The sequence below is a fragment of the Pedobacter sp. N36a genome, assembly GCF_014472395.1.
Lineage (GTDB): Bacteria > Bacteroidota > Bacteroidia > Sphingobacteriales > Sphingobacteriaceae > Pedobacter.
In genome coordinates this window covers 64,681-78,691 of record NZ_JACSZW010000010.1, presented here as the reverse complement: position 1 = coordinate 78,691, position 14,011 = coordinate 64,681, and the positions used below count along the sequence as shown (strand labels likewise).

Here is a 14,011-nt window from a genome sequence, read left to right as displayed (position 1 = left end):
ATGCAAAATATACCTGTTACACAAAAGCAATATGTCGAAGTTCAATGTCTAGAGGCTACTCAGCCTATTGGATCAATGTATATAGCAGTCATAAATTGTGGTGATCTGGAAAAAATATCTTTTACTGATGTCCGCAGAATGGAAATCGGTGGAGAAAATAGAGAGGTGGAGGATTACATAGGAATTCAACGTGAATTAAATCCAGCTCGTGAAAGAGAAATAGGAAGATATGTTAATCTTATTGATGCAACCTTCCCGAATAGCATCATCTTAGCAATGTCTTCAGAAGATGCTACGTATTTCCCAGAGTCCAATACCATGAAGATTCTCTATAATGAAGATGTTGCGAAAGTTTTAGATGGACAACATAGGATTGCCGGTTTAAGACATTTTGAACAAGACATGAGTAAATTTCAGGTGATTGTAACAATTTACATTGATATGGAATTGGAAGATCAGGCAATTGTATTCGCTACAATTAATAAAGAGCAGAAAAACGTTAGTAACTCTTTAGTTGCTGATTTATTTGCCTTTGCAAAAACAAGGAGCCCGCAAAAAACAGCTCATAATATTGCAAGAGCTCTTAATAAGAAGGAAGGAAGTCCGTTTTATAAAAAAATCAAAATTTTAGGAAATGCAGTTAATAAAGAGACGGAGACTATTACGCAAGACACCTTTGTTAAATCAATTTTAAAATACATAACAAATAATGCACAAGAAGATCGTAATTTTTACAAAATACATAAAGATAAAAACGAGAAACTTGATTTAATATATGGAAAGGAGCTAACAAAATTATTTCTGCGGAATATGTTCATTCTTGATGAAAAGGACATAGAAATTGCACAGTTGATATATAATTATTTTTATGCAGTTAGTTCAAGGTGGCCAAATGCATGGAATTCTGGAGCTGATAGTAATATCCTTAATAAATCAACTGGGTTTGTTGCATTAATGAGATTTTTTAAAGATGCTTACCTTAGTTTTGATAGAATTGGGGAGGTAATCTCAAAAGAAGAATTTATCAATATTTTCCGGAATATAGAGATCCCAGATGAAAATTTCACTAAAGAAATTTATATTCCTGGCTCATCTGGTCAGGCTCAGTTATATAAAGATTTATTAAGCCAAAGCGGACTAATTAATGATGAAGTAATCTAATTCAACTAAAAAATAGGGGTTAACTAATTGACTCTTGGTGAAAGATAATGGGAATATATAATATCACAACTGAAGGAATTACTAGAGTAAAAAAAACAAGTTTTCAGGTAAATGGCATTCTAGAGCGTAATCATTTGCAGAATCACTTAAGAGATAAAATTGAAATCATTTCTAAAGACACTTTGATAATTGCAGAAGAATTTTCAGAGTGGGATGAAAGTAAGAGAAGAATTGACCTGCTTGGCATCGACAAAGATGCTAACTTAGTTGTGATTGAATTAAAAAGGAATGACACTGGCGATCATATGGAATTGCAGTCATTAAGATACGCTTCTATGATTTCTACGATGAGTTTTGAAAGATGTGTATCTATTTTCCAAACCTATTTAGAAAATAGAGGGATACCTAAAAATGCAAAAGATGAGCTCATGACCTTTTTAGACTGGGAAACTCCACTGGAAGGTGAATTTGCATCGAATGTCAAGATTGTTCTTGCCTCTGCTGATTTTTCAAAAGAACTAACGACATCTGTAATGTGGCTAATTAGTAAAGGTATTGATATAACCTGCGTAAAGTTATCTCCTTACAGTTTTAAAAATGAATTACTTCTTGATGTTAATCAGATTATACCATTACCAGAAGCAGAAAGTTATTTAATAAAAATCAAGGAAAAGACCATAGAAAGGCAAATTGCAATTCAATCCTCAAAAGATAAAACTAAATATTATTTTAATAACCTTTTACTTGGCAAAGGCAGACTAGTTTTTGAAATTGTGAAATTTTATCTTAAATTAAATCCAACAGCTACATTTCAGGAATTATCTAATAAATTCCCTGCAAAATTACAGGGTTCGACAGGAGTAATAAATACGATAAATTATATCACTAGTAAATATGTAAATAGCTCTAAGAAAAGGCACTTTGTGGAAAAATCAGATGTTTTAACAAGTTCCGATAATATAGATTTCGCAGTTTCGACAGAATGGGGTATTGGAAACATACATCATATTTTGGAATTAGCTAAAAATGAAAACTTCACTATAGAAACAAGATAAATCTAGGAAGTCCAGAATAATTTGTGATTAGCTATAGATTATTAATTACTCCACAAAGGTAAGGCTTGTCTCCTCAACACGTTTAAATAAATTCTGGCATAAACGCTCCTGTGGCAACCGCACCACCTATTTATACAGAATTTCTTGACTTAGTTGAGTTGAAAGCTTGGTTGGGTTACCATAATTAATTAAAAATCTTATGGTACAATCAAAGTTATTCAAAGTGGCAGAAGTGGAGATCACATACAAGCCTAAATTCAAGGTTTCAGAGAGACCGCAAATAAGCAGTTCTAATGACTCTTATCAGATATTGATACAGCAGTGGGATTTGGGAAAGATGGGATTGTTGGAAGAGTTTAAGATCCTTCTATTAAACAGAAGAAACCGCGTTCTAGGCTTAGTCAATATTTCGCAAGGTGGATTTAGTGGGACGATAGCAGATCCGAAGGTAATCTTTATCTCAGCACTTAAAGCCTGTGCTTCTGGACTGATATTATGCCACAATCATCCGAGTGGAGAGTTTGATCCTAGCAGGGAGGATATCGCATTAACTAAGAAGTTGAAAAGTGGTGGAGCATTGCTAGATATTACAGTACTAGATCATCTGATCATTGGAGCTGATGGATTCTACAGCTTTGCTGATGAAGGGATCATATAGACTTGCATTAATTAACAAATATTATAAACAAGGTTAGAAACTGTGCGAGATTTGTGCACATAACATGGAGATAGGTAAAACAAGGGGTTAACATGCCGTCAGGGACGAAAGACTCGTTTCTGGCAGGCAAGAGGTCAGCGGTTCGACTCCGCTATTCTCCACCCTTAAAAAAGCTTCAGGGATCTGAAGCTTTTAGTTTTTAACAGTCGGTTCCATTGATAAACGATCTTGTTTATTTTATGGAAAGACAAAATGGGGGGATACCAGAGTGGCCAAATGGGACAGACTGTAACTCTGTTGTCGCAAGACTTCGAAGGTTCGAATCCTTCTCCCCCCACTCCAATAAAAAACCTTTCAGTGAAAACTGGAAGGTTTTTTTCGTTTAAAGCAGATTTTCTGTGCACAAATCGAGCACAATATCTAACCATAATCAACGAAGATTATGGTGACTATAACGGTTTTCTTAGATAAGAGAAGAAAAAAAAGCGATGGTACTTATCCTGTAAATTTTAGAATATACCACCAAAATTAAAGCCAGTACTAGATCTACAAAAATAAATGTTCTCGAAAACCAATGGGACTGCATTAAAAACATCATTAAAAGTAACCATCCTAATTCAAAGGTATTAAACAAAAGACTTCTTAAGGATTTCGCTGATCTACAATCAAAACTATTATTGGCAGATGAGAAACAACTTACCGAATTCCTCGATCCTAAAGCCATTATCAAAATTGAAGAAAAGCCGAAGCCAACTGTGCTTTCTGTCGTTAGGTCATTAGTTCATGAATTAAAAATTGATAACAAGATTAGAAATGCTTGGCTCTATGAATCAGCGATCAATGCTTTAAAGAGATTTCATCCAGATGAATCTTTGACCTTTGAACAGAATGACTTCGAATTCCTCGACAATTACAAAAAATTCCTGCTGAGAAGAGACGTTAAACACAATACCGCTTTCTTTTATATTAGAACGCTACGAGCCTTCTATAATAAGGACATCAAACTCAAAGTTGTTGATAGAAATCAATATCCTTTCCATGGTATTAAACTGAAAGCTGAACGAACTAAGAAGCATGCATCGTTTTACCGGTCAGAGTTCATCTGCCTATGAGCCTCTGTTGCAAATTGCAAGTAATCTTCTACAGGTTCAAGCCCAATGGCTTTTCTTCTTTTATTGACTTTCCTTGGGTCTTTTAAGTTTACAGGAAAAGCTTTCTTGTGTTCATCATAACTAAGTTGCGTTCCATATATCTGAGGCTTACCAAGATTTATATTTACCCGGTCAGTAAGATAAGCAAAATCTGATGGGTCAGCCTTTTTGCTCTTGACTTCATTTTCCATTACCTTTAATACGTCTTGTTGGAATTTTAAGTCATGGTTACTATGTTGTACGCAAAGCCAAAAATTCTTTGAGCTTCCCTTTCCCACTTTGTCATAATTTGGGAAACCATATTCTGAAAAGATTTTTTTTAGCAATTCTGTATTTCGTATGAACGTTCCTTTGACAATTTTTCTTAAGGAGTCTCTATCTTCGATTTTCCCATATCTTACGTCTTGTCCTACTTTTTTGTCAATAAATCCTAAACTATCTATTTGTTTTTTCAATAAAGGGAATTGAATTACGTCTTGTCCTTTGACACTAAAAACCGACATAAGTAATAATGGCAAAAGAAAATTTTTCATATTCAAAGTTTAATCTAAAGATCTCTCTAAGATAATGAATAATTCACTCATTTATGTTTTATTATGGCACATAAGTATAATAAACTTAATCATTTCAAAAGGCTGAGCGTTCAGTCGGATCAGGTCGCTTTTATGCCAAAGGTATTAGATATCAATGTGCAAAATGATTAATTGTTCGCAAGACAGTACAATTTCGGATTTAAATAAACCACCCCAGTTAAATAGTAGTTGAGTATATCTCCGTCACCACTATCGAACCGTTTTCAACTTCCTAGGTCAGTGAAATAAAATCCCTGACTCCCTGATCTATACTGCAATAATATTCAAAAAATTTATGTAAAGTAAATTTTGATAAAAACACTACTGGTCAACTTCTTAGGCAACCAACTTTCCATAAATACCACAATCATCCGAGTGGTGAGCTTGATCCAAGCAGAGAAGATACTGCATTAATCAATAAGTTGAAAAGTGGCGGTGCATTACTGGATATTAAAGTTCTGGATCATCTGATTATTTGAACTGATGGATTCTATAGTTTTGCTGATGAAGGGACCAAATTGATTACTAACTTGCACTAAACCAAAATCCTAAATCATGCTCAAACCTTATGAATCTTCAGATTTTGACCTCCTTACTTCCTGGGTAACTGACGAGGAAATCTTACTTCAATTTGCCGGAACAGATTTTTCCTATCCATTGAGCAGAGCACAAATTAAAGCTTATCAGGCTGCACATCCGGAAAGGCGTTTCTATATTGGCTATACTAACGATGAGGTTGCATTCGCTTTTGGAGAGATTATTCCTCAAGAAAATGGTAAACCCAGACTCGCAAGAATATTAGTTGGACAACCAGCACTTCGAGGCAAGGGATTAGGACAATATTTCATAAGATTACTACTAGAAGAAATCAGGGAACATTACCCTACTCCTGCTGTTGAGCTGTTTGCATGGGAAAAGAATGATGAGGCAATAAAATGCTACACATCAGTTGGGTTCAAATTCTGCCCTGATCGCGCAATGACCATGGTTCATAAAAACATCAATTACCACATCCATAAGATGACTTATACATTTTCAGAAGAAAATTGTGAAGCTGTAGTTCAAAAAAGATAGTTTCACAAAAATCTAGACCATATTACAATTATTTATACCTTTAATTGCCTGATCCCATTCATTGGCCCTCAAGATGCTATTACCAACTGTAGGCATTGAACAAATCTTCAACCTTCCCTATACCAAGGAAGATTTTAAACTTGTCCACCACCAACCCATCAACATGACGGTTATTCCTCATGCGCATAAGCATGATTTCTATATGATCTTGTTGATTGAAAAAGGAAGCGGGACCCATACCATAGATTTTAAAGAACATGAGGTAAAGGATCAAATGGTATTTTTTCTTGCTCCGGGACAAGCACATCAATGGAATCTTTCAGCAGATACTTCAGGCTATCAAATCCTGTTTTCCATGAAATTTTTACTTTCAGGAAGTCAGCGCTTTCCCTACTTCAATTTATCGGCAGCGCCATACTTACCCCTCAAAGCAGCACAATACCAGACTTTAATTCTAGAACTGAAACAAATTGAACAGGAAGAAGCACTGGCGGATGACCTTTATATCGACCTGATCCAAACGCGCTTACAAATCGTACTATTACTCTTAAAAAGATGGTATTCTGAGAATTTCGATGTACATGAATATGCGCCGGACCATCGGATTATTAATAACTTTCTCGCCTTACTCGAAAAACATTATACGGAACATAGTGAAGTTGGATTTTATGCCAACGAAATGAGTGTGACTCCTAATTACCTGAATCAGGTATGTAGAAAAAAAGCAGGAATTACTGCTGGTGATTTGATCAGAGATCGAATTTTACTGGAAGCAAAAAGATTATTGAGTTTAACACAGCTCGATATTAAAGAGATTGCCTATACCCTCGGCTTTAACGATTCTTCCTATTTTTCGAGGTTTTTCAAGAAATATACAGACATCTCCCCCCAAGAATTCCGCAAGATGAATAATTAGTACCCTTGATGTGCTAACCTGTCCTACTGCATTTCTTTTTAGAAGGATAAATTTGTGTATGAAATATCGCATGACTTTATTACTGTGTTCGCTATTTTTCAGCTTAAACACCTTAACCGCCTGTTCCCAGGAAAAAACAATGACGAACAACACAAATGAGATCTTCCAGATTATTGCCCAGCAAAATCTATCAGGAATGAAGGAATGGCTCAGTCAAAAGCCAAACCTGGAACTGAAAAATGAAAAAGGGGAAACACCGCTGATGGCTGTTACCTACCTGAACCAAGTGCCCATGGCCAACCTGCTAATTGATGCCGGAGCCAACGTAAATGCGCAGGATCAGCTTAAAAACAGCCCTTTTTTATATGCTGGCGCCGCCGGACAACTTGAAATTCTAAAACTCTGCCTAAAATCCGGAGCCGATTATAAGGTTTTCAATAGATACAATGGAACGGCTTTAATTCCTGCCTGTGAAAAGGGCCATATAGCCGTTGTAGAGGAATTATTGAAAGATAAATCCTACCCTATTGACCACATCAACAGATTAGGCTGGACTGCATTATTAGAAGCTGTGATCTTAAGTGACGGTGGACCAAAACATATAAAAATTGTACAGTTGTTAGTAGATGCTGGAGCCAGCACCAGTATTAAAGACAAAGATGGTATAACTGCATTAGATCACGCTAAAAAGAAAAATTTTAAAGAGATCATAAACATCCTGGAAAACGCATCTGTTAAAAAATAAACATGAAAAAACTATCACTGATTTTAATAGGGTTCTTTTTTGCCCAGATCACCCTTGCACAAAAAATAACAGCAGATTTATTAATTAAATCTGCTACGATTATTGATATAAAAACGGGAAAATTAATCCCTAAACAAGGTATTGCCATAAAAGACGGCCTGATAACAGCCGTATTCCCGGAAAGCCAGCTTTCTAAATATACCGCAGCACAAACTGTAGATGCTAAAGGAAAATATGTGATGCCTGGTTTATGGGACAACCACATGCATTTTGGCGGAGGAACTGAATTGATTGAAGAAAATAAAAACCTGCTCCCTTTATACCTTGCTTATGGCATCACCACCATTCGCGATGCCGCTGCCGATATTAGTCCGAGTGTATTGCAATGGAGGGATGAAATTGCAGCTGGAAATCTCCAGGGACCAACTATCTTTACCTCAGGTCCAAAATTGGAAGGCTATAACTCCAGCTGGATTGGCGACATAGAGGTTGGAAATACCAAAGAAATCAAAGCCGCTTTAGATTCTTTGAAAAAGATAAAAGTAGATTTTGTAAAAATCACAGACAATACTTTAAGTGCGGAATTATTTTTAGAAAGTATTCGTTTGGCACGTGCCGCAGGATTTCGGGTATCGGCACATATTCCAAATTCCATCACGATGGAACAAATCGCCGCAGCAGGATTAAGCTCAGTAGAACACCTGGGCTATGCGCTAAAAGCCGGTTCCAAAGTAGAAAAAGAAATCTCTAAAGAAGTAGCCGAAGGAAAGTTAAAAGGAAAGGCTTTCAATCAGAAAGTGATGGATACTTTTGATGAAACCGCAGCCCTGGCCACCTACAAGAATATGGCGAAACATGGAATGTACCTCACACCGACCCTATCTTTGAGTTATATCCTTGCCTATTTTGATAAAGACAATCATAAAAATGATGATTACCTGAAATACATTGGTAAAGGACTGCAGCAAACCTATGTTGGGCGCGTAAAAAGAGTAGAACAAGACAATGCGGAAGCCATTAAATTCAGACAGCAATTGTTTGAAAAAACAGTACAAACGCTTCCACTTTTGCAAAAAGCAGGAGTAAAAATTATGGCTGGAACGGATGCTGGTTACTTAAACTCTTATACTTATCCGGGTATCGGCCTCCATAAAGAACTTGAATTGATGGTAAAGTATGGCCTAACCCCATTACAAGCACTTCAGGCTTCCCTGATCAATTCTCCAGCTTTCTTAAATAAGACTGCTTATGGTAGTCTACAAAAAGGAAAAAAAGCAGACCTTCTTTTATTAGATGAGAACCCATTGCAAAACATCAGTGCTACACAGAAAATCTATGCTGTGGTTGCAAAAGGAAGGGTATTAGACCGTAACACCCTGGACAACATGCTGGAAGCGGTTAAAAAGAAAAACAGCTTGATGATGGATTAAATCAATTATTCCTTGTCAAATCAGGTTTAAAATAAAAAAACGGATGCCTTTTGAGCATCCGTTTTTTTTCAATACTTAATATCCTGGATTCTGAGGTCTCAGGTTAGGGTTATTTTTGTAATCCACTGTTGGTATTGGAAACAGTAAGTGTTTCTCTCTCAAAATCACGTTAGGTGTTGCTGCAAAAGCATGTCCTACGAAATTGTCAAAACCATTGGTCGTTTCATTATACACTTTTCTTAAGCGTACCATATCGAACCAGGTAATTCCTTCGTAGCATAGCTCATGCCAGCGTTCGCGCCATACCGCTTCTTCAAACTGCGCCTGACCTAAACCGGATAACGGGGTTAATAATGCACGCTTTCTGATCGCGTTTACAGCATCATAAGCCGCTTGATTTGGTGTTCCATCAGCACGATTTTGTGCTTCTGCATAAGTCAACAGCACTTCCGCATAGCGGATTTGAGGCCAGTTTAAGCTGCTTTGAGCAGTACCTGCTGTTCCTAAAGTTCCATTGGCAACTACATCAAAATGTTTAAAGATGTAAGGAGCATTCAACTGTTTCAGCGCACCATTTCCACCTGTATAATAAGAAGTGTAAAAGAATCCTTCTCTATCTTTTGCTCTTAAATCTCCAGCCTCATAAGAATTGTAGAAATTAGAAGTTGGCACTGTACTCCCTACTTCATCACTATAGGCAGAAACATCTTTGAAGTTTGGCAATAGTAACTGCTGCATTGGATTAGTCGCTACAGCAGCCAAATACTGAATCTGGAACATGTGTTCTTTTTTGTTCTCAGTAGCTAGGCTATGAAGTTCTCCATAAGTGTCAAATAATCCGAAACCGCCATCTTTAATGACTTCCAACGACTTATCAGCAGCCAGTTTATAATATGCCGTACCTTTATTTAAAGGAAAACCAGCCATTGATAAATAGACTTTAGCCAATAGTGCTTTCGCTGCTCCTTTACTTGCAGTTCCGCTCGACTGCTGCCAAGGCAAACCTGCAGTTTCTGCTATGGTCAAATCTTCAACAATTTGCGCATACACGGCTTCTGTACCTGTTCTTGTAGGATAAAAATCAGCAGAACTTGTGCTCTGTGGTAATAGAATCAATGGTACATCTCCATATAACCTCACCAGATAAAAGTAAGCCCATGCACGTAAAAATCTGGCTTCACCCAGAACCTGTGCTTTTCTTGTGGCATCCATTGGGTTAATGCCCGGTACTTTTTGCAAAGTCAGGTTCGTCTGAGCAATTACATTATACAAGCCAGCCCACCAGTTTCTAACCAATAGGTTTTCTCCTGTAAAGGATAAACCAGCAAGATTGTTCAAGTCTGAGTTTTGTCCGGTCTCGGTCTTTGCAGTACCAGTTACCAATTCCAGCATAGAGAAATTGGCAGCAAAGATACCTGCACCATTGCCGATAAAACGGGTCTGTGCGTATCCAGCAGCTATAGAAGCTTCCGCATGTTCAGGAATAGTATAATAAGTTTCCGGAGTTAAATTTGAAGGATCTTGTTCGTCCAGGAATTTTTTACATCCGGTTCCAAGCACCACCATTGCAATCAGTAGGATTTTGCTTGAAGATTTTATATTTAATTTCATGATCTTTTATTTAGTATTGACAATATTTACAACTATAAACTCACATTTAAGCCCAGCATAAAAGTAGTTGGCTTAGGATAATCGAAGAACGTTTGTCCCTGTGCAAAAGCATTGGAATAAGTAGTTACTTCAGGATCATTACCAGAGAATTTAGTGGCTAGGAAGAAGTTCTGCACACTACCATAAACTCTCAATCGGTTTATTTTCAGTTTCTTGGTGATATTTTCCGCGAATGTATAACCTAGTAAAAGATTTCTACCACGAATAAACGAACCATCTTCTACCCAGTGGCTATCCACATTGGTCACATAACCAGCTCTCGTATCACGAATTGCGGCGATTGGCGTGTTTTGGTTTTGCGGAGTCCATGCATTTAATACGGAAGCATAACTATTTGCAATTCCTACACGGTCTTCAGCAGAGTGTTTCGTCATATCTAATACATCATTACCTGCAGAATACTGAATCTCTACTGTTAGATCAAACTTTTTATACTTGAAAGTATTAGAGAAAGCACCCCAGGCTTTAGGGCTACCATTACCGATGATTCCACGGTCATCATCATTAATCTGGTAATCACCATTTTTATCCAGGTACTTAATATCACCTGGAAGAACTGGTTTACCTGCTCTATAATTGTACTTAGCCGCTTCTGCACGCTCGCTCTCACTCCAGGTTCCAAGACGAGTTAATCCCCAGAAAGAACCTACTGGCTCACCTACACGGATAATTCCGGTTTCATTGGTAAATCCTGGATTTCCTACACCAAAAATATCTGCTGGTGTTGCCAATGAAAGTACTTTATTTCTATTCATTGAAATATTAAAACTGGTATTCCAGCTAAAATCATCAGTACTGATATTTACGGTATTGATCGCAAGTTCCAATCCCTTGTTTTCCATGCTGCCAATGTTTTTGGTAATCGAGGAATAACCACTGGTTAAAGGCACCGGCGCATCAAGGAGCATATCAGAGGTTTTACGGTAATACAAATCTGCTTCCAGGTTCACTCTGTTATTGAATAAGCCCAATTCCACACCGATGTCTGACTGTGCGGTTTTTTCCCATTTCAAATCTGGATTAGCCAAACGGTTTGTACCTACACCAGCTACTCTTGTATCATTAAGAATGGCGGCATAACCTGACCCCAAAACACCTTTCGATAAATAACTAGGAATCTCAGAGTTACCTGTCACCCCATAACTGGCACGTAATTTTAAGTTAGAAATGACCTTACTTTCTTTGATAAAATCTTCTTCTGAAACTTTCCAGGCTACAGCCGCAGATGGGAAGAAAGCATATTTATTATTCTCTCCGAACTTAGAAGAACCATCCGCACGACCAGTAGCGGTGAAAAGGTATCTATCTTTGTAGCTATAGTTTAAACGACCGAAGTAAGAATTAAATCCAAATCGTTCTGCTCTGGATGTTCCCGGAGTAGGTTTACTTCCCCCGATCAGGTTGTTGTATTGTGGAAAATCACTGGAGAAATTTTCTGCGCCTGTCGCGAAGCCAAAAATGTTGGTTTCCTGCCATGATATACCTAACAACCCAGTAACCGCGTGATCTTTGGCAAAACGTTTATTATAAGTCAGGTAATTTTCAAATGACCAATAGGTTTCTCTGTTATTGTCTAGCGTAGCAGTTCCTTTCTGATCAAAAGCTATTCCGTATAGACTACGTCCATTGTATTCAGAACGGCCACGAGTCACCACATTTGCTCCTAAAACTGAACGAAACTCCAATCCTTCTGCAAGGTTTAGGTTCGCATAAGCATTCCCTAATACATTCTGTGTTTGCAAAAGATATTTACGATCTGTCAGGATATGCACTGGGTTGGATCCACCTTCTGCACCCGGATAATTTTGATTATCTGCCCAGGTACCGTCAGGATATTTGACAGGTAGAAAAGGAAAACTTTCTGTGATCATCCTTACAGAGTTCAGTCCACCAGTACCAATATCTACCAGATTTTCTGTTTGATTGGTATAGTTTAAGCTCCCACCTACTTTCAACCATTTCTTCATTTGACTATCCATTACAAACCTTCCAGAATAACGCTTCAGGTAGGAGTTTTTCAGTAATCCATTGTCATCTCTATAATTCAGGAATAAACCATAAGAATTTTCTGCATTACCGCCGGTAAATCCGAGCTGATGATTTTGAGACAACTTATTCTGAGTGGATTCTTTAAACCAGTCAGTATCATATATAGGACTTCCATCTGCATTAAAAAGCAGTGGTAAGTTCTTTCTTTTTATTCTTGGATCTACATATTGATTATTCGCCCATCCTGTAGGATCATAGATTTTAGCATTATCGTAGGCTAAGTTTTCTACATCAATAAACTCCTGGGCATTCAGCATTTTTACACGCTTTGGTCCAATAGTTGGCACACTAAAATCTACATCATAAGAGATCTTATTACCTGTATTAGAACCTTTTTTGGTAGTGATCATGATCACCCCATTGGCACCTCTGGCACCATAAATTGCTACCGAAGAAGCATCTTTTAACACCTCTACAGAGGCAATATCTCCAGGATTCAGGAAGTCGATCGCATTACTGCTTTGCGTTTGTGAACCTACTGGAAGAATAACCCCATCCACAACATATAAAGGATTATTAGTGGTTTTGATGGAACTGAAACCACGGATACGGATATTGGTTTGTCCACCAGGGCGACCAGAGTTAGAGTTCACCTGTACCCCAGGAATACGTCCTGCCAATGCCTGATTCAAGGATGCTGCCGGACGTTCTTTCAATTGCTCTTCTTTTACGGAACCTACTGCTCCCGTTAAGTCAGATTTTTTTCTGGTTCCATAACCTACTACCACTACATCATCCAGATCTACCCCAGAGGCTGGTTTCAGTTTAATTTGCAGTGGAGCAGCGCCTGATCCTGCCTGACGAGTTTGAGTTTCATAGCCGATATAGCTGAATGTCAGTTGGTCTGTCGCATTTTCTACCTCAATACTGAATCTACCCGCAGCATCTGTCACTGTAGCTTTATTGTTTTTCGATGATTTAACGCCTACACCAGGTACAGGTTGAGCATTTTCATCTACTACTGTTCCGGTGATTAATATTTTCTGAGTGGCGTTAGGAAACAAAAAAGTAGAATGGGATTTGGCGGCCTTTAGCAACAGCTCCGCTGGTGTAGCATGCGCCTGCATTCCCGTTAAACAGAGCAAAGGAAGCCCTGCAAAAACTAAGTTTTTAATTTTCATTAGTATTTATATTTAGGTTATTTAATAGGTTGTTTTGCATCCCCTAGGTGCAATCTCCGTTGCTGAAGCTTTTTTGAGTAGGGTAACTAAACCGTTTTAATGATTTAGCATAGGAATGGTTAGTTAGCTTATTTATTCATAGTGCTCAGTTAAAGTGAATGTTAGGTTGTCTATTTGGTTAATTTAATTTGTGTATTCAGCTATAGTAAACCCTTTTACTAATTATTTAGCATTCCTAAAAATAAGACATCAAGTTCCCTCCCAATGTCAAGATCAGGCGCCCATAAAATGGGAATCGTTTAAAATCAAATCAGGAAAGGGGCTATTGCTAAAAACTTAAGCTAATACGTTTTAAAAAATGGCCAAAGGGGAGTGTAATAAAAGTAGAATCATTCATATTTGGTTATA

At 37.6% G+C, this 14,011-nt stretch carries 11 protein-coding genes, 1 tRNA gene and 2 pseudogenes; 11 read left to right on the top strand and 3 right to left on the bottom strand.

Annotation, left to right across the window (positions count from 1 at the left end):
* From H9X96_RS18375 to H9X96_RS18355, 6 genes and pseudogenes are all read left to right on the top strand, one after another.
* On the top strand, window positions 1–1,161 hold the full coding sequence (locus H9X96_RS18375) for a DGQHR domain-containing protein (RefSeq protein WP_187667679.1): 1,161 nt from the start codon (window positions 1–3) through the stop codon (window positions 1,159–1,161).
* Window positions 1,162–1,208: 47 nt separating this feature from the next.
* Window positions 1,209–2,216, top strand: a complete 1,008-nt coding sequence (locus H9X96_RS18370) for a hypothetical protein (protein ID WP_187667678.1) — start codon at window positions 1,209–1,211, stop codon at window positions 2,214–2,216.
* Window positions 2,217–2,415: 199 nt separating this feature from the next.
* The gene (locus H9X96_RS18365; protein ID WP_187667677.1) at window positions 2,416–2,874 is read left to right on the top strand and encodes a RadC family protein; all 459 of its coding nucleotides are present in this window, start codon (window positions 2,416–2,418) and stop codon (window positions 2,872–2,874) included.
* A gap of 254 nt (window positions 2,875–3,128) precedes the next feature.
* A tRNA-Tyr gene (locus H9X96_RS18360) sits at window positions 3,129–3,211 on the top strand.
* Window positions 3,212–3,380: 169 nt separating this feature from the next.
* Window positions 3,381–3,539 (top strand): annotated as a pseudogene (locus H9X96_RS23135) (hypothetical protein); the annotation flags it as partial.
* 12 nt (window positions 3,540–3,551) lie between these two features.
* A complete protein-coding gene (locus H9X96_RS18355; protein ID WP_187667676.1) occupies window positions 3,552–3,986 on the top strand; it encodes a phage integrase SAM-like domain-containing protein in 435 nt (144 codons plus the stop codon).
* On the opposite strand, the gene H9X96_RS18350 is transcribed toward H9X96_RS18355, so the two are convergent.
* Window positions 3,959–4,558, bottom strand: coding sequence for a DUF6624 domain-containing protein (locus H9X96_RS18350; RefSeq protein WP_187667675.1), 600 nt, complete (start codon window positions 4,556–4,558; stop codon window positions 3,959–3,961). The two genes, H9X96_RS18355 and H9X96_RS18350, sit on opposite strands and share 28 nt — an antisense overlap.
* A gap of 410 nt (window positions 4,559–4,968) precedes the next feature.
* Between H9X96_RS18350 and H9X96_RS18345 the strand changes: the two are divergent.
* From H9X96_RS18345 to H9X96_RS18325, 5 genes and pseudogenes are all read left to right on the top strand, one after another.
* Window positions 4,969–5,076, top strand: a pseudogene (locus tag H9X96_RS18345) (JAB domain-containing protein); the annotation flags it as partial.
* Between the two features lie 76 nt (window positions 5,077–5,152).
* A complete protein-coding gene (locus H9X96_RS18340; RefSeq protein WP_187667674.1) occupies window positions 5,153–5,671 on the top strand; it encodes a GNAT family N-acetyltransferase in 519 nt (172 codons plus the stop codon).
* Between the two features lie 73 nt (window positions 5,672–5,744).
* Window positions 5,745–6,587 (top strand): helix-turn-helix domain-containing protein, encoded by an 843-nt coding sequence (locus H9X96_RS18335; protein ID WP_187667673.1) that lies wholly within the window; start codon window positions 5,745–5,747, stop codon window positions 6,585–6,587.
* Between the two features lie 139 nt (window positions 6,588–6,726).
* On the top strand, window positions 6,727–7,332 hold the full coding sequence (locus H9X96_RS18330) for an ankyrin repeat domain-containing protein (RefSeq protein WP_255431170.1): 606 nt from the start codon (window positions 6,727–6,729) through the stop codon (window positions 7,330–7,332).
* 2 nt (window positions 7,333–7,334) lie between these two features.
* On the top strand, window positions 7,335–8,762 hold the full coding sequence (locus H9X96_RS18325) for an amidohydrolase family protein (protein ID WP_187667672.1): 1,428 nt from the start codon (window positions 7,335–7,337) through the stop codon (window positions 8,760–8,762).
* 75 nt (window positions 8,763–8,837) lie between these two features.
* Here the strand turns inward: H9X96_RS18325 and H9X96_RS18320 are convergent, their stop codons facing one another.
* Together H9X96_RS18320 and H9X96_RS18315 are read right to left on the bottom strand one after the other, a co-directional pair.
* Entirely contained in the window at window positions 8,838–10,373 is a 1,536-nt protein-coding gene (locus tag H9X96_RS18320; RefSeq protein WP_187667671.1) for a RagB/SusD family nutrient uptake outer membrane protein, read from the bottom strand.
* A 32-nt stretch (window positions 10,374–10,405) separates the two neighbouring features.
* Entirely contained in the window at window positions 10,406–13,603 is a 3,198-nt protein-coding gene (locus tag H9X96_RS18315) for a TonB-dependent receptor (protein ID WP_222943931.1), read from the bottom strand.
* Window positions 13,604–14,011 lie beyond the last annotated feature (408 nt).

Coding starts and splice junctions, on each gene's coding strand:
- H9X96_RS18350 (WP_187667675.1), bottom strand. CDS start 4,558: ATGAAAAATTTTCTTTTGCCATTATTACTTATGTCGGTTTTTAGTGTC.
- H9X96_RS18335 (WP_187667673.1), top strand. CDS start 5,745: ATGCTATTACCAACTGTAGGCATTGAACAAATCTTCAACCTTCCCTAT.
- H9X96_RS18320 (WP_187667671.1), bottom strand. CDS start 10,373: ATGAAATTAAATATAAAATCTTCAAGCAAAATCCTACTGATTGCAATG.
- H9X96_RS18375 (WP_187667679.1), top strand. CDS start 1: ATGCAAAATATACCTGTTACACAAAAGCAATATGTCGAAGTTCAATGT.
- H9X96_RS18340 (WP_187667674.1), top strand. CDS start 5,153: ATGCTCAAACCTTATGAATCTTCAGATTTTGACCTCCTTACTTCCTGG.
- H9X96_RS18370 (WP_187667678.1), top strand. CDS start 1,209: ATGGGAATATATAATATCACAACTGAAGGAATTACTAGAGTAAAAAAA.
- H9X96_RS18365 (WP_187667677.1), top strand. CDS start 2,416: ATGGTACAATCAAAGTTATTCAAAGTGGCAGAAGTGGAGATCACATAC.
- H9X96_RS18315 (WP_222943931.1), bottom strand. CDS start 13,603: ATGAAAATTAAAAACTTAGTTTTTGCAGGGCTTCCTTTGCTCTGTTTA.
- H9X96_RS18330 (WP_255431170.1), top strand. CDS start 6,727: ATGACGAACAACACAAATGAGATCTTCCAGATTATTGCCCAGCAAAAT.
- H9X96_RS18325 (WP_187667672.1), top strand. CDS start 7,335: ATGAAAAAACTATCACTGATTTTAATAGGGTTCTTTTTTGCCCAGATC.